Annotated in this window: 17 protein-coding genes; 5 read left to right on the plus strand and 12 right to left on the minus strand. The window is 64.8% G+C overall.

Features of this window, described 5'->3' with window-relative positions:
• Positions 1–4 precede the first annotated feature (4 nt).
• Positions 5–2,755 (minus strand): HAD-IC family P-type ATPase, encoded by a 2,751-nt coding sequence (locus RAD16_RS24725; protein ID WP_458160456.1) that lies wholly within the window; start codon positions 2,753–2,755, stop codon positions 5–7.
• Positions 2,756–3,225: 470 nt separating this feature from the next.
• Here RAD16_RS24725 and RAD16_RS24730 point away from each other — a divergent pair, with 470 nt between their 5' ends.
• Complete coding sequence (locus tag RAD16_RS24730; RefSeq protein WP_458160457.1) at positions 3,226–3,453, plus strand: hypothetical protein; 228 nt, start codon at positions 3,226–3,228, stop codon at positions 3,451–3,453.
• A gap of 156 nt (positions 3,454–3,609) precedes the next feature.
• Here RAD16_RS24730 and RAD16_RS24735 read toward each other — a convergent pair whose 3' ends face one another.
• The 8 genes from RAD16_RS24735 to RAD16_RS24770 all read right to left on the minus strand — a co-directional run bounded on the left by RAD16_RS24735 (position 3,610) and on the right by RAD16_RS24770 (position 10,582).
• Positions 3,610–4,407 carry an adenylate/guanylate cyclase domain-containing protein gene (locus RAD16_RS24735; protein WP_458160458.1) on the minus strand — a complete coding sequence of 266 codons (798 nt, stop codon included), beginning with the start codon at positions 4,405–4,407 and terminating at the stop codon, positions 3,610–3,612.
• Between the two features lie 101 nt (positions 4,408–4,508).
• Positions 4,509–4,721, minus strand: coding sequence for a hypothetical protein (locus RAD16_RS24740; RefSeq protein WP_458160459.1), 213 nt, complete (start codon positions 4,719–4,721; stop codon positions 4,509–4,511).
• Between the two features lies 1 nt (position 4,722).
• Positions 4,723–4,896, minus strand: a complete 174-nt coding sequence (locus tag RAD16_RS24745; protein WP_458160460.1) for a hypothetical protein — start codon at positions 4,894–4,896, stop codon at positions 4,723–4,725.
• 78 nt (positions 4,897–4,974) lie between these two features.
• Positions 4,975–5,187: a hypothetical protein gene (locus RAD16_RS24750; protein ID WP_458160461.1), complete on the minus strand. Its 213-nt coding sequence runs from the start codon at positions 5,185–5,187 to the stop codon at positions 4,975–4,977.
• A 586-nt stretch (positions 5,188–5,773) separates the two neighbouring features.
• Positions 5,774–6,967, minus strand: coding sequence for an adenylate/guanylate cyclase domain-containing protein (locus tag RAD16_RS24755; protein ID WP_458160462.1), 1,194 nt, complete (start codon positions 6,965–6,967; stop codon positions 5,774–5,776).
• Positions 6,968–7,080: 113 nt separating this feature from the next.
• A complete protein-coding gene (locus RAD16_RS24760; protein ID WP_458160463.1) occupies positions 7,081–7,665 on the minus strand; it encodes a HutD/Ves family protein in 585 nt (194 codons plus the stop codon).
• A gap of 44 nt (positions 7,666–7,709) precedes the next feature.
• Complete coding sequence (locus RAD16_RS24765; RefSeq protein WP_458160464.1) at positions 7,710–8,231, minus strand: hypothetical protein; 522 nt, start codon at positions 8,229–8,231, stop codon at positions 7,710–7,712.
• Between the two features lie 263 nt (positions 8,232–8,494).
• Complete coding sequence (locus RAD16_RS24770) at positions 8,495–10,582, minus strand: adenylate/guanylate cyclase domain-containing protein (protein ID WP_458160465.1); 2,088 nt, start codon at positions 10,580–10,582, stop codon at positions 8,495–8,497.
• Positions 10,583–10,889: 307 nt separating this feature from the next.
• Here RAD16_RS24770 and RAD16_RS24775 point away from each other — a divergent pair, with 307 nt between their 5' ends.
• From RAD16_RS24775 to RAD16_RS24790, 4 genes are read left to right on the plus strand one after another with little or no spacing between them, the layout of a single operon-like run.
• A complete protein-coding gene (locus RAD16_RS24775) occupies positions 10,890–11,195 on the plus strand; it encodes a BufA1 family periplasmic bufferin-type metallophore (RefSeq protein WP_458160466.1) in 306 nt (101 codons plus the stop codon).
• 46 nt (positions 11,196–11,241) lie between these two features.
• Positions 11,242–12,159 carry an MNIO family bufferin maturase gene (bufB, locus tag RAD16_RS24780; RefSeq protein ID WP_458160467.1) on the plus strand — a complete coding sequence of 306 codons (918 nt, stop codon included), beginning with the start codon at positions 11,242–11,244 and terminating at the stop codon, positions 12,157–12,159.
• Entirely contained in the window at positions 12,149–12,925 is a 777-nt protein-coding gene (locus tag RAD16_RS24785; protein ID WP_458160468.1) for an HvfC/BufC N-terminal domain-containing protein, read from the plus strand. Before bufB ends, RAD16_RS24785 begins: the two co-directional genes overlap by 11 nt.
• A complete protein-coding gene (locus RAD16_RS24790) occupies positions 12,925–13,434 on the plus strand; it encodes a DoxX family protein (RefSeq protein ID WP_458160469.1) in 510 nt (169 codons plus the stop codon). The genes RAD16_RS24785 and RAD16_RS24790 overlap by 1 nt, the downstream gene beginning before the upstream one ends.
• Before the next feature lie 9 nt (positions 13,435–13,443).
• Here the strand turns inward: RAD16_RS24790 and RAD16_RS24795 are convergent, their stop codons facing one another.
• The 3 genes from RAD16_RS24795 to RAD16_RS24805 are packed head-to-tail and all read right to left on the minus strand — an operon-like array spanning position 13,444 to position 15,523.
• On the minus strand, positions 13,444–14,289 hold the full coding sequence (locus RAD16_RS24795; RefSeq protein WP_458160470.1) for an SDR family NAD(P)-dependent oxidoreductase: 846 nt from the start codon (positions 14,287–14,289) through the stop codon (positions 13,444–13,446).
• A 9-nt stretch (positions 14,290–14,298) separates the two neighbouring features.
• On the minus strand, positions 14,299–14,850 hold the full coding sequence (locus RAD16_RS24800) for a carboxymuconolactone decarboxylase family protein (RefSeq protein ID WP_458160471.1): 552 nt from the start codon (positions 14,848–14,850) through the stop codon (positions 14,299–14,301).
• Positions 14,828–15,523 carry a TetR/AcrR family transcriptional regulator gene (locus tag RAD16_RS24805; protein WP_458160472.1) on the minus strand — a complete coding sequence of 232 codons (696 nt, stop codon included), beginning with the start codon at positions 15,521–15,523 and terminating at the stop codon, positions 14,828–14,830. Before RAD16_RS24805 ends, RAD16_RS24800 begins: the two co-directional genes overlap by 23 nt.
• Positions 15,524–15,612 lie beyond the last annotated feature (89 nt).

A 15,612-nucleotide genomic window follows, 5' to 3' on the forward strand; every position in this document is an offset into this window, starting at 1 on the left:
CCGTTCACGCGCCCGCTTCCGCGGCGACGACAAGCTTCCGCAAGGAGTCTGACGAGCGAATGACGAGCTTTTCCAGCTCGATCACGAGGAAGAACAGCAATCCGCCCGCAAGAAGCCAGGGCCACACCCAGAGCGGGATGGATTCGTTGCCGAACATCGCCTGGACCGGTGGCACGTAGGTGAAAATCAGTTGCAGGATCACGACGGCAGCGATGCCGAGCGGCAAGTACGCGTTGCCGGTGTGCGCCTTCAGGGAGAGCGACGAATCGAGCAAATAGCGGCTGTTCAGCAAATAGAAGACCTGGCCGATCGTAATGGCATTGACGGCTACGGTTCGGGCAAGCCCATCCGATGCGCCCTGCGCCTTCATCCAGAAGAACGCCAGCAAGGTGTAGCTGAGGAGCGTCAAGCCGACAAAGATGATCCGCCAGATCCCGAAGCCAGTCACGATGGGGCGGTCGACCGCACGCGGGGGCCGGCGCATCACATCGATCTCGTGCGGCTCGAAGGAGATGACGAGACCAAGCGCGACCGACGTGACCATGTTGACCCAGAGCACTTGCGGCGCCGTGATCGGCATGGTGAACCCGACAAGGATCGCGACCGCAATGACCAGCGCCTGCGCCACGTTGGTCGGCAGCATGAACAGCATGGCCTTCTCGATGTTGTTGTAGACGGTGCGCCCTTCCTTCACCGCCGCCGAGATCGAGGCGAAATTGTCGTCGGCCATGATCATTTCGGCGGCCTCCTTGGTCACCTCGGTGCCCTTGATACCCATCGCGACCCCGATGTCGGCTTTCTTGAGAGAGGGCGCGTCATTCACGCCATCGCCTGTCATCGCCACGATTTGATTGTTAGCCTGGATCGCTTTCACCAGGCGCAGCTTGTGTTCGGGGCTGGCGCGCGCGAAGACGTCGACCGCGCGGACGCGTTCCTGCAGCGTCGCGGTGTCCATGTCCTCGATTTCGGCGCCCGTGATCGCAGTCTTTCCGTCGCCGAGCCCAAGCATCTTGGCAATGGCCGCGGCGGTGATCTTGTGATCGCCGGTGATCATGGTGACGCGGATGCCACCACCCTGGCACTCCTTCACGGCCTCGATGGCCTCCTTGCGCGGCGGATCCAACAGGCCGATCAGGCCGAGCAAGACGAGCGTTCTCGGCAGGTCGGCCGCGGTGAGACTGCCGGCCTTTACATCCGGATTCTGCAGCCACGCAAACGCCAGCACGCGTTCGCCTTGGGCCGCGAGCCTATCCGATTGTTTCGAGAAGTGCTCCCGGTCGAGTGGGCTCGACTGACCGTCGGCGATCTGCTGGCGATCGCAGTGCTCGAGGATGACTTCCGGGGCGCCTTTGACGAGCAGGACCTGCTCGCCGCTCGCATCTCTCTGGAGAGTAGCCATGAACTTGTGCTCGGATTCGAACGGGATGACGTCGATCCGCGGAGACGCAGCCTGCTCCGCCTGCCGATTCATGCCGAGCTTTTCCGCAAACGGATAGAGCGCGCCTTCGGTCGGATCGCCCTCCACCTTCCAGCTGCCCTCCTCCTGGAACAGCTCCGCGTCGTTGCAGAGCAAGGACACCCGCCCCATCAGCGTGAGTACCTTGTCCTCGCTTGCGACCTGTCCATCCTTCTTGATTTCCCCCTTGGGAGAATAGCCATCGCCGGTGACCCGGTAGGCCGACTCGGCGGTGACAGCGGACACCACCATCATCTCCATGAGCGTCAGCGTGCCCGTCTTGTCCGAGCAGATCCGCGACACCGAGCCGAGCGTCTCGACCGCGGGCAACCGCCGAATGATGGCATTGCGCTGGGCCATGCGCTGGACGCCGATCGCAAGAGTGATCGTGATGAGTGCCGGCAGTCCTTCCGGGATGAGCGACACGGCAATGCCGACGACCGCCTGGAAGAGCTCCACGAAATCAATACCCTTCACCCACTTGCCGTAGGCGAAGATCAGGACGCTGATCACTCCGATCGCCGCGGTGATGGCGTAGCCGAATTTCTTGATCTGGCGCAGCAGCGGCGTCTCGAGCGGGCTGACATTGGCGAGCAGCTGGTTGATACGGCCGAGTTCCGTCTCATTGCCGGTCGCAACAACCAATCCGGTCGCGCGACCAGACACGACCATGGTGCCGGAAAATGCCATGCTTTCGCGATCCCCGATCGTCGCATTCGCAGCCACCGCGTCGGCGCTCTTGTCCGCCGGAACCGATTCGCCGGTCAGCGCTGCCTCTTCCGTCCGCAAGTTCTTCGTCTCGAAGAGCCGCAGATCCGCAGGAATCTTGTCGCCCGACTCCAGCAGCACGACGTCGCCCGGAACAAGCTGCTCCGCGGGAATCATGCGGGTCTCTCCACCGCGCACCGTCCGGGCCTCGGCGGACAGCATGTTGCGGATGGAATCAAGTGCCTTCTCGGCCTTACCCTCCTGAATGAACCCGAGTAGCGCGTTGAGAACGACCACGCCAAAGATGATTGCAGCGTCGACCCACAGGTTCAGCATCAGCTTGGTGAATCCTGCGGCGAGCAGCACGTAGACCAGGATGTTGTTGAACTGTGAGAGGAGCCTGACAAATGGGCTCCGTTTCCTCCCTTCCGGCAAACGGTTGGGCCCGAATTTCTGAAGTCGGAGCGCAGCCTCGGCCGGATCAAGGCCTCTCCCGGAGCTGGTAGAGAGGCGCTTCTCGACCTCATGCGGGGGTATCGCGTGCCAGAGCTCGACCTCGTTGGCTGTGCTCGCATTCGCTGCCATACTCATGCGCTTGCTCTACGACATGCCGACCGGTCGATAGTCCGAAACTAGCGAGGCCGGCTTACCGGGTTGGTACCTGACATTTCCTTCGGAATTCCGATGACATGGGTTGACTCTGAAAGGCTCTTGATCTGGATCAAGAAACGGAGACCGGTTAAGGGCCCACGCCGGCTTCGGAGAGTACCTCACCCGGCGATTTGGAGCATCGCGGGACGCTCTGGCGAGCCTCGCCGATTGCGATCACTTCCGCGTCAATCCTTATGCGGGAGTGCAAGACATTCCGTGGTGGTGCGATTGACCCAGCTAGAGGCCATGTTCGCAGCTTTCATCGAGCTTCGGACGGCTGTTTATGGCCGGCAGCGCTTTCCTTGCCATCCGCTCCATCGTCGGATTGCACCTCCGCCGTCCCCCCAAGAACCAAATCGCCACTCCCGCGTTATCCCCGCGCTACGGAGCCGTTTCGCGGAGGTCTGACGATGGAAGACCAGAACCGGACAACCTTAGTTCTAGCTGCGATCGCCCTGGCCGTCGCCATCGTGGTTGCATCCACGGTCACGATCGAGCGCGTCAACACGCACACGGCCAGCAACGACGCGCCTCCCGGCACGACCGGGCTTGCGAGGCCGCACCCGCCGCTGGACCGCGCGGCCGGCGAACCGATCCAGACGACCGGAACGCCGTCCAGCGCGAGGCAGCATCCCTGACTGAACACCGGCCGGGAGCAAGCGCGGCGATTGGGCCGGCATCGCGGATCGCGTCCGCCGCGAGCTGGAGTGCCATGTGCCGACGTGGCGTAGCTTCGACCGGGCGAACGGCGAACCGATCTCTGCAGTCGCAGCGTCCCCGAACCTAAGAGCCTCTCACCCCTCCACCCGGTACAGCCGCCACCGCTCCGGCACGCCCTTGAGCTGATGGCTGCCGTGATCGCGGAAGCGGATCGTGGACTGGGTCTTCATCAGATCCTTGACCGCGCTCGACACCAGAACTTCGCCGGCGCGGGCCTTGGCGGCGACGCGGGTGCCGATGTGGAAGGCGAGGCCGACCATTTCGCCGCCGCTGATGGTGTACTCGCCGGCATGCAGACCCACCCTGATCTCGAGGCCGAGCGTGCGCACCGCCTTCTGGATCGCGGTCGCGCAAGTGACGCCGGCGGCGGGCGCCTTGAACGTCGCGAGCACGCCGTCGCCGGTCGTCACCACCTCCTTGCCGCGCGAGCTCTTCAGCTCCTTGCGGACCGCGGCGTAATAGTGACCCATCACCTTGGTCCAGCGCGCATCGCCGAGCTTGGCGGCCTTGGCGGTGGAGCCGACGATGTCGACGATCAGGATGGTGGCGAGCGCCTGCTTGAGCTCGGCGCTGGGCGCGGCCGCCGGACGGCGGTTCGCGATCGATCCGGTCAGCGGCTCGTAGCGATGGTTGCGCCGCCGCACGATCGCGGATTTCGCATAGTCCTGGGCGCGCTGCGCGGAGCCGCAGCGGATCGTCTTCTCCTGCGGCGTGCGCGTCCAGTAGACTTTTCGCCCGGCGCCCGTGCCCTGGACCTCGACGGCGCCCCACTTCAGGAAGATCGTCGGGCCAACGCGCCTGACGCACCACGCCTTCGACGTGTATCCTGAAACATTCGACTGATGCAGACCGATGCGCAGGAATTTTGGCATGAACGTGCGGCCAATCGCAGAACGTTAACGACTATCTCAAGTAAAGCGTAGTCGACCATTCCCGTGTTGGCAACAGGACTCCCGAACTTCGATCCCTCTCCCTACGCGCCCCTGCGAGCTTCCTGCTTGCCGATCGTGCAGCGCCACGCCGCGAGACGTTCGGCCGGATGTTGCGCCATCCATTCGGCAAGCTGCGGCGCTCCCATCAGACAGGACTGCATCGTCACGTCTGCGAAGTCCGAGGTCGTCACGATCTGCTCGCGGCAGTCTGCCGGAGACGAAAGACTGCAGAGCACCGCAATGATCTTGATCATGTCACGAGAACTCCTTCGGCGTGCTCGGTTGCGCATGGCCGCCCGAATGGTCGGCCCGCAGCTCGCCGTCGCGACCGGCCGGCGGAAAAATGGAATCATAATTGGCGCGCGCTTGGCGGATCAGACGCGCTCGCTCGCGCTCGGCCTTTGTCACCAGTCGAACAACTTCGCCCATATCGGCCTCACGGGGTGACAGGAGAGGAAACTGGCAAGACGGCCTGGTTGCGCGACCAACTCGGCCGCGCAACCGCCATCACGGATACACTTCGTATCCGGCGCCGGTCGAACGCGACGATGACCTCGCCGCGTCGGCAGTTGATGCCTTTTCGGCGCGCCGCTGATAGTCGTTGGCAAGCATCTCGAGTCGGGCCGCGACCGCGGCGTCCGTCATGGTCCGGGCTGCGCGCAGCAGGCTCTGCGCCGTCTCCAGATATTCCTTTCCTCGTCGTGACATCTGCATGGTCATAGCGGCCTCGCGTGGTTTTCTGGAATCATCCCGAAAGCTAAAGGAGATCGGCCGACCCAGTCGCGGTCACCCTCCCGGCGCGCCGTGAAACGTTCGACGCACTTCTTGGAGCAAAGCGGCTTTCGCCAGGAGTAGTACCGGACCAGGCCAAATTTGCCGTCGCACACGGCACAGCGCCCGGTTCGACTGCGAATATCTTCGGAACAGCTTGGCATGGGCGTCTCCTCTTGTGGTCGCTTCCGGTGTGTCGATCACCCTTCTGTTGCATCAAGGCGATCGCATTGATCGTCCTCGACGAGATCCCGCGGCACCAGTGGTATCGCCGCGAGTAGAGCCAACCTAGACGTCCTGCGCGGATATATCTTTCAACAACGCGTCCGGTATTCCCCATAAGCACGACCCGCGGCCCACGGAGGGCGCGTGCGTTTGCGCGATCACCCGATCCGCAGCAGGGTCGACGCCACAGCGGTGCACGCGCGCACCGTCCGTCACGGCACATCGAGGCCGTAGCGGACGCTAGCGGTGACCGTGGTTCGGAGACTGCCGGGGTATGCGGGACGAACGAGCAGGCCGTGAGGTTTTCGCCTCACCCCTCGAACGTGAACAGCTCGATCGGATCGCTGAAGCCGCGCACCTCGTATTTTCCAACGCGCGCCAGCTCGAATTTCGGCTGCACCAGTTCGGCAAAGTCGCGCGACAGCAGCACGGGTCGTCCCACCTGCTTGGTCAGGGCTTCGAGGCGGGAGGCCATGTTGACGGCGGGGCCGATCACGGTGAAGTCGAGCCGGCTGGATGATCCGATATTGCCGTACATGACGTCGCCGACATGGACGCCGATGCCGTAGTTCAGCGGCGCGCGGCCGGTGCCGTTGTTGCGCGCGTTCAACGCGGCCATGGCCTCGCGCGCCTCGGTCACGGCATGCAGCAGGCTCTCGCAGGCATCGGGCCGGCTCAGCGGGAAGATCGCGAGCAGGCCGTCGCCGATGAATTTCAGGATCTCGCCGCCATGGCGCGCGATCGGCTCGGACATCGCGTCGAAATAGTCGTTGAGCAGGTCGATGACGTCGTCGCGCGGCCAGTTGTCGGAGATCTTCGTGAAATCGCGCAGATCGCAGATCATGATCGCGGCGCGCACCGTGGTGCCGGTGCCGCGCCGTGTGGCCCCGGCCAGGATCAGCTCGCCGGCATGGGTGCCGACATAGGTCTCCAGCAGGGTTCGCGCCAGGCGGTTCTTGATGCGGATCTCGCTGACCAGCGCCAGCACCGGCAACAGGTTCTTGAGCGCGGCGACATGCGCGTCGTCGAATCCGCCGGGACGATCGGTCGCGAAGGTGATGAGATGCTGCTTGCCGAGGGTGTGGTAGAGCGGCCAGGCGACATAATCGGTCAGGCCCTTCGCACGCATCTCGTCATAGAGCGCGTGCTTGCGGCCGAGCGCCGGATCACCTTCGAGCTTCTCGCGCACCTCGGTGGCGCCGTCCAGCATTTCGTTGGCGGGACTGCCGATGAACTCGGACCGCTCCAGCACATCGAAGTCGATCCGCGCGATCTCGGCGTCGCGCATGCCGTCGGACCACATGAAGCGCGCGCCCAGCCATTGCGGGTGCTGGATCCGGACGTGAAGCGTCGACCGCTTCAGCGGAATGCCGACCTGCTGAAGGCGGATGCACATCTGCGCAAAGATATTGTCGATGAAGCGCTCGTCGCGCGTGCCGTTGGTCAGCCAGTCGACGACGCCGTCGGACAGCGTGGCGGGACGATTTTGGTCTGGCGCGTTCATATCTGGCTTTCGGCGGCAGTCTGCATCAGGCCAGATATCGTGCGCCGGCCCGGCCGCGTCAACCTAGCCAGTTGCACGGATTGTGCGCATTCGCACGATCGGCCGAGAGTCGCCTAGCCGACGAGCCGGATCGACGCCAGCACCGCCAGCCCCGAACCGAACGCCAGCCTGGACGCCGCGGTCAGTTCGACCTTCAGCGTGCTGCCGCCGGGAACGACAAAATCCTCGTTATTGAGTCGAATGCCGCAATCGCCGAACACCGCGTAAACCAGATGCGTGCCGGCAGCCAATGGCCGCTCGCCGGGTTCCTTCAGCGCCGATAGCTCGATCTCCGCCGCACCGCGCCGGGCCATCAAATTCACGACCTCGATGGGACCCGCTTCGAGCGCGGTGACGATCTCCATCTCGCCGGTGAAGCGCACGGTCGTGAACGGCTCGCGCTCGTCGAATTCCTGCCCCGGCGCCTTCAGCACCAACCCGCGCCCGCCGATCACCATCTGCAGGCGATCGATGCCCGGCATGTAGGAGAACGGGCCGGGCGCGACGATTGGGGTCGAGGCGAAGCGCCACAACAGGCTGTCCCAATCCTTCACCGCCGCGCCCGGCCGATGCGCATCGGCGATATCGGTAAAGATGCCGCCGCCGTTCTTCCAGGGCGAGCGGGTGTAGTCTTCGGATTTCAGCAGCGTGGTTTTCATGTGTCGCGAGCGTCCCGTGGATCAGCCGCGCATCATTAACCGTCTCACGCCTTCGCGTCGAGGTTCAGCCTGGTGCTGAGCTCGTTGACGAGCGCATCCACGAACTGGTTCTGATAGGCCGAGATGCCGTTGAAATAGACGGGGCCGCCGGCCTGCACCAGCAGGCCGCCGCCGGAGACGGTTGCATCGGTGCTGCCGCCGGCCGATTTGGTGTCGAGCTTACCCATGGCGTCGTCGAGCTGCGCGGCGGTCTTGTCGTCCATCTCGCCATTGGCCTGGAGCGTGGATAGCAGGGACTGATAGGCGCTGCCGAGGTCGGCGCCCGTTGCGGTCTCCGCCGTCGCAGAGAACGTGCCGTTGGTCTTGCCGCTGTAGCTCTTGTAGGTCAGCGTCTCCGTGGTGGTGCCGTCGCCGTTGGCGTGGCTGTCGAGCATCAGCTCGAACGCGCTGCCATAGGCGCCCGTCGTCAGCATGTTCGGATCGTTCGGATTCTTGTTCCTGCTCGCGCCCGATTTGTCGGAGCCTGCGGTCCAGTTCGACGGGACGGTGTAGCTGACGCTGGTCACGGATTCATTCCTGTGGTCATTGCGCGGAAATATTCAGCAATTCTTGTGCCAGCGATGGGCAGTTGATTGTCATCGGCTTTCCCGCGCGATGTGGTCTCAACGTCGTCCCACGCTGCAAAAATTGCCCGGCAGTTTGATCCCATCGCAGGATGGAGCGGGGCTTGCGCGAGCTCGTAGCCCGGATGGAGCGCAGCGCAATCCGGGGCAGCTCGCGCGTTGAGACGAGATCCCGGATATCGCTCCGCTCATCCGGTCCAGCGTCGCTATTTCGACGTCAATGCCGCCACCGGCCGCCAGGCGGTATCGGGCGCGGTTGCTGCCAGCTGCCGACAGCGTTCGCGCAACAGCTCGGCCGGGCGATCGTGGCCGCGCTGCTTCAACACGGTGTCGAAATCGGCAAGCGCCGCGGCAAACCGGCGCGCGCGATAATTGGCGAGGCCGCGCTCGTAGTCGGCGATCCAGCCGGCCGCGACCACACCGTCGTCCGCCATTCCGACCAGTTCATGGACGGAGAGCCCCTCCTCCCGTCCGTAAACCGCGATGCTGTCGACCTCGCGCGTGATGACGGCACCGCGCGCCAGGCGTTCGGTCGTGTCGCCGATCAGGATCTGCGTGCCGTAGGATTTGTTGGCGCCTTCGAGCCGGCTGGCGACGTTCACGGCGTCGCCGATCACGGTGTAGTTCAGCCGCAGCTCCGAGCCGATATTGCCGACCAGCATACGGCCTGAATTGATGCCGATCCGGATCTGGAGCGGCTGGCCGAGATCGTCGGCAAGACCTGACTGTTCGATCGCCCTGCGGCAGGCGAGCGCCGCGCGGCAGCATCGCGCGGCGTGATCGTCCTGCGGCTGCGGCGCGCCCCAGAACGCCATCACGGCGTCGCCGATGAACTTGTCGATGGTCCCGCCATTGGCGACGATGATCCCGGATGTGACGTCGAGATAGCGTGACAGCAACGGCACGACGCGATCGCCGAGCCGCTCGGACAACCCGGTGAAGCCGGCAATGTCGATGAACATTACGCTGAGCTCCTGGATACTGCCGCCGGGCCTTGCCTCCACGCCCTGGCGCAGCAAGGCGCGGACGAGATCGGCCGGGATGAACTTGCGGAACGCGGACAGGCCGGCCGCCATCTCGGCGATCGCACCCGACAGGCTTGCGATCTCCTTGAGCCGCGACGGATGGCGGCGCACCTGTTCCAGCGCGAAGGCTTCGACATGGCGAAGCTCACCGACGACGCGTGACAGCGGCGCCGCAATGACGGATCGCGCCAGTACCGCCGACGCCAGTGCCGCGAGCATGGCGCCGACGGCAAGGCCCATGATGAGGTGCCGCAGCGTCGTCTCGACCGGGCCGAGAAACTCGGCCTCGGGGATCACCGTCGCCAGCGACCAGCCGGGAAACGGCAACGGCGTGAGCGCGACTTCATAGGCCGCCCCCTTCGAGGTGAGCCGGCTTCGCCAGGCCTCCTTGCGGCCGGCCTCGCCCGCTTTCGCGAGCGCGGTCTGCGCAAGCGGCAACAGCGCGGTATCTCCCTTCGCGGGATGTAGCTCGTCGGCATCCTTATCGGGCGCAGCAACAAGCTCCCCGCTGTCATCGATGATGAAAGCCGTTCCGGTGCGCCCGACCTCGAGCTGCGACAGGAAGCGCGCAAGCCTGGTATATTCGATGATGACGGCAAGAACGCCCTGACGCTCCTGATAGACGTCGATTGGACCCGCAAAGGCAATCGACGCCCGCTCGCCGGTCGGATGGTCCATCACCCTGAACCATTGCGGGTCGTCAGCGGTGAGACCGGCCTTGAACCAGGCCTGATCGGCAACGTGGAATCCGGTCGGCTCGAAACGACGATTGGCGAACTCGATGTCGCCCGGCACCACGTCATATTCATCGACGCGGCGCTCGCCCGGATGATCGGTCAGCGAAATCTCCATCATCTCCAGCCGGCGATCGCCGAGCTTGTGCGCCGCGAAGAACGAGCCATCGGGCCAGCCGAACGCAACCCAGGAGATCGTTGCCTGCGATTGCAGTTGCGACAGGAACACGAACTCGCGCTTGTCGGCTTCGCGGGTGTCGAGCACGTTCTGGAGGAACAGGGTGCGAATCGCGATATGCGCGGCGCGCGCCTCGTCGACGATGGCCGCGACCTCCTTGCGCACAGCCGCCACGATCTGCTCGTTGATCGTGGATGCAAGCTGCCGGCTGGTCGCCTCCGCCGTCCGCCACCACAACAGGCTGGAGAAGGCGGCCGTCAGCAGGATCGCGGCCAGCACCAGTGCCGACACGGCGAGACGGATGCTGACCGTCAGCCTTGCGATCGCCTGAAGCCGCCGTCCGTGATCGCCGTTCATCGTGTTCCGCCCTCGGACCGAGGCATGGTTCCTGACAACGCTCTACGCGGCCCGCCGCCATTCGTTACGTCTGGCAGGCCTGATTGGCGACCGCCAATGCCCTGCCGCTAACGTCTCGATAGCGCCAAGGCATTGGATTTGTCGGGCCGCTTGCCCGTTAATCCCGGCCCAAGCGCACGGCCCGTGCGTCTCACCCACGGTCTCACGGACTCGTGAGCAGCCCGGCGGTAACGCCGGTTGCGGTCGAGCCGAACGAGATAATGCGCGTTTCGCTTGCCAAGCGATCCGACCTCAAAAGGAGAACCCGATGTCTGCCAAACTTGCCATCACCACGCTCGCTCTCGCCGGCGCCATGTCGACTGCCCTTGCGACACTGGCCACGGCTGCTCCGCTGACCAAGGCCGAGGCCGATGCGGCCGTCGCCGCCAAGAAGGAGAAGTGCTTTGGCGTCGCGCTGAAGGGTCAGAACGACTGCGCCGCCGGGCCGGGCACGACCTGCCAGGGCACCTCGACCACCGACTTCCAGGGCAACGCCTGGAAATTCGTGCAGGGCGGCACCTGCACCAGCATCGACCTGCCGGGCGGCAAGAAGGGCTCGCTCAAGCCGGTCTGAGGCTCCGAACCAGCACATCGCCAAACAGGGAAAGCGGAGGAACAACATGAATGCAGCGATCGGGCTTGTCCCGTCCACACCCATGCCCCTCCGCTTTCCGATTCCGGTCGGCGCCGTCGCCGGAACCAGCTTCAAGCACGAGCACCTCGCAGCGATTCTCGCCGACGGTCTGCACCGCGGCTTCTTCGAGGTCCATGCCGAGAATTACATGGGCGCGGGCGGACCGCCGCACCGCGCGCTGGAGGCGATCCGCCGCGACCATCCGATCTCGCTGCACGGCGTCTGCATGTCGATCGGCGGACCGCAGCCGCTCGACAAGGCGCACCTGGCGCGTTTCCGCGGCCTGGTCGCGCGCTACCAGCCGGCCATGGTGTCCGAGCATCTCGCCTGGTCGACGCATGAGACCAGCTTCTTCAACGATCTGCTGCCGCTGCCCTACACCGAGGCGACGCTGGGCCACGTCTGCGACCACATCGACCAGATGCACGAGGCGATCCGGCGTCCGATCCTGCTGGAAAACCCGTCGACCTATCTGGCTTTCACCGAGACGACGATGAGCGAGACCGACTTCATCCGCGGCGTTGCGAAGCGCACCGGATGCGGCCTGCTGCTCGACATCAACAACGTGTTCGTGTCGGCGACCAATCACGGATTTTCGGCACTCGACTATCTCGCCGATTTCCCGCTGGCACGCATCGGCGAGATTCATTTGGCCGGGCACGACGCGCAGGCCGACGACGACGGGGAGCCGCTTCTGATCGACAGCCACGACGGCCCGGTCGCTGACGCCGTGTGGAAACTCTACGAGATCGTCATCGAACGCTGCGGCGGCGTGCCGACGCTGATCGAATGGGACTCGAAGATTCCGGATTGGCCCGTGCTGCAGGCAGAAGCCGCCGCTGCGCAGGCGATCCTCGATCGCCGCGCGAGGCCCGAACTGGCGGGAGACCGTCATGCCGCCTGAGCCGGTGTCCTTTGCCGCAGCCTTCGTGCCGGCCCTGCTGGATCCCATGCGTACCGCGCCGCCGGTCGTGACCGGGCCGAACGGCAGGGCAGCCGGAAAGCGCTACGATGTCTATCGCAACAACGTCACGGTGAGCCTGATCGACGCGCTCGCTGCGATCTATCCGGCGGTGCAGCGCATCACCGGCCCCGACTTCTTTCGTGCGATGGCGCGCTTCCATGTCCGTAGCCACCCGCCGACATCGCCGCTGCTGTTCGACTATGGTCGCGGCTTTCCGGCATTCATCGAGACATATGAGCACGCACGCGCGCTGCCCTGGCTCGCCGACGTCGCCCGGATCGAGCGCGCCTGGCTCGACGCCTACCACGCGCGCGACGCGGCGCCGCTGGCACCGGCGCAACTCGCATCGATCGCGCCGGAGCGATTGGCCGACCTCGTTTTCACACCGCACCCCGCAGCACGGATCGTGCGCTCGGAATATTCCGCGGTGACGATCTTTGCCGGCAACCGCGATGGCGCACCTGCGAGCCGGATCGACGCCTCGACGCCCGAAGACGGACTGATCACGCGGCCCGAATTCGATGTCGTCGTGCGGCACCTCCCCGCCGGCGGCGCGGTCTTCGCGACCTCTTTGATAGAGGGACAGCCGCTCGGCGAGGCCGCGACGGCGGCACTGGACGCCTCGCCCGACTTCGATATCGCCACAGGCATCGCCGGCCTGATCGAGGCCGGCGCATTCACCTCGATTGCCTTCGGAGACGCATGATGATCACGGACCAACGCATGTCGGCAGATGGCAGCCTGGCGCCGCTCGGACTGCTCGTCGAGAGAGCCAATCATCTGGTGCAGACGATTGCCGCGCCATCGCTGGTTCAGCTCGTGCTGCGCGTGGCGCTGGCGGTGCCGTTCTGGCGCTCCGGCATTCTGAAATGGGGCGGCTTCCTCAAGCTGAACGACACCGCGGTGACGCTGTTCAGCGATGAGTTCATGCTGCATTTGCCGGGCGGCCCCTATCACTTTCCAGCGCCGATGGTGATGGCGTTCCTGTCAGGCTGCGGCGAGATCATGTTTCCGGTCCTGCTGGTTCTGGGGCTCGGCACGCGGTTCGCTGCGCTGGGGCTGCTGTTCATGACGTTGATCGTCGAGCTCACCGTACCGGATGGCTGGCCGATCCATATCACCTGGGCGGCGATGGCGCTCGCCATCATGGCTTACGGGCCGGGGCGCGTCTCGCTCGATTATCTGATCGGCCGCGCGCTATCGTCCGAGCGATAGTGCCGTCACCTACATCCCGCTCAAGCCGCTATCCACCGCAAGCGTCTGCGCGGTGACGTAGACGCTTTCGTCCGACAGGAAGAACAGCACGGCGTACGCGATCTCCCAGGCGGTCGCCTGGCGGCCGAAGGGGACGTGGCCCTTGCCGCGGTTGGGGCGGCCGGCGCCGGCTTCGCGGCCGTTGGGGGTGTCGACGAGGCCGGGATAGACGAGATTGGCGCGGATGCCGCGGCGCGATCCGAGATGGGCGATGTTGCGCATCAGGCCGCCGAGCGCGGCTTTCGAGGAATCATAGACCGCCATCTGCGATCCCGCCTTCAGCGCGGCGATGGACGAGATGAAAACGATCGCGCCGCCATTATCGAACTTCGGCAAGCCTGTGCGGCAGCACAGCATGGGTCCGCGGACGTTGACGTCGTAAATCTTGTTCCATTCTTCCGGGCTGACATTGTCGAGCCCGGTCTTGCCGAAGGTGCCGATGTTCAGCACCATGCCGTCGAGACCGCCCATGGCGCGGTGCGCCTCGTCGATCATGCTGATGACGTCGGCCTCGCGCGTGACGTCGGCGGCGATGGCAAAGCCCTCGCCGCCTTCATCGGTGATGTGCTTGACGGTCTGCTGCGCGGAGGTGTGATTGAGATCGGCCACCGCAACCTTCGCACCCTCGCGCGCGCAGAGGATACTCATGGCACGGCCGTTGCCGATCGGATCTGTAGCCGCGTCGAACACGCGCTGACCGCCGCCGACAATCAGGATGCGGCGGCCCTTGAGGCGTCCCCTGCCCGACGCTTCGCCCAAGGACTCCGCGCTTGGCGGACGGATATAGCGTTCCGGCTTGCTGTCGGTGTCGGTCATCTCGGCCGCCTATTTCTTGCCGCCGTCATAGACCTTCATGCCGGCCGCGGGATCGAGATCGGTTTCGGTCGCTTCGGTGAGGCGCGCCATCATCATGTAGAAGCCCAGCGCGACGATGGATTCGACGATCTCCTGGTCGCTGAAATGCTTTCGCACGGCAGAGAAGATGGCCTCGGGAACGCGGATATTCTCGACCACCTCGCGGCCGAACTTCAGCAGCGCGCGCTCGGCGTCGTTCAACGCGGCGGCATCGTAGTCGCTCCGCTCCATCGCATCGATCTGACTCTGCGTGCAGCCGACGCCGAGCGCGATCGGCACGTGCTGGCGCCATTCATAGGCGCCGCCTTCGAGCTGGGCAGCCTGGAGGATCAGCAGCTCGCGGTTGACGGCGGAGAGCTTCTGCTTGTGCAGGATCGAATTGCCGAGCCGCATCGCCGGGATCATGTTGGCCTCGGCATGGGCCATCATGCGGAAGATGTTGAGCTTGACCGGCATGCGATCGAACGAGGCGCGGATGTCGCCGCTCGTCGTCTCCGGATCAATCAGGGGCAGCCTTGCCACGGTTCTCTCCCTTGGTTTTTCGTTTCTTGTTGTCGTCGTCACCTGCCGCGATCAGCGACAGGAAGAAGGACAGATAGCGGTCGATCGCCTCGATCACCTTCGGCCGCGGCGATGGCACGGCGCCCATCACGTAATGCTCGAGGCGGATATAGATGAGGCCCGCTGCGAACAGCCGCGCGGTCTCGCGCGGATCCGGCGTCGAGACGAGACCGGCGAGCGCAAAGCCGCGAAAATAGTCCGTCATCATGCTCTGCTCGCGCGCGTAAAAATGGTCGGCGAATTTGGCGCGTATGCCGGGCACGCGGTTGCGCTCGGCGGTGATGACCTTCTGGAACTGGTGCTCGCGCGGGTCGGACCATTGCTCGACGAGGTCCAGTGCGAACTGCCGGCAGAACGCGGCGGGCTGACGCGCGAGTTGCTTGTAGCGCGGCTCCTCCAGCCGGCTCGCCGAACTTGCCGGGCCATGCTCGCTGACGATCGCTTCCAGGATCGCCGCCTTGCCGGAGAAATGATTGTAGAGGCTGCTCTCGCGGATGCCGACGCGGCGCGCGAGCTCGCGCATCGAGGCGCCGCCATAGCCGCTCTGCGCGAACAGATCGAGCGCCTCGGTGAGGATGCGCTCGCGGGTGGTGGGCGCGACCGCTTCTGCCGCGCTTGTGGTGTGGACAGCCATGTAGCTTGACTAACGAACGATCGTTCGCTAGTCAACCATACGAACGATCGTTCGTTTCGCCAGTCTGGCGGCAACGGTCGCCGGCCGCA

The organism is Bradyrhizobium sp. 18BD, from assembly GCF_054185225.1.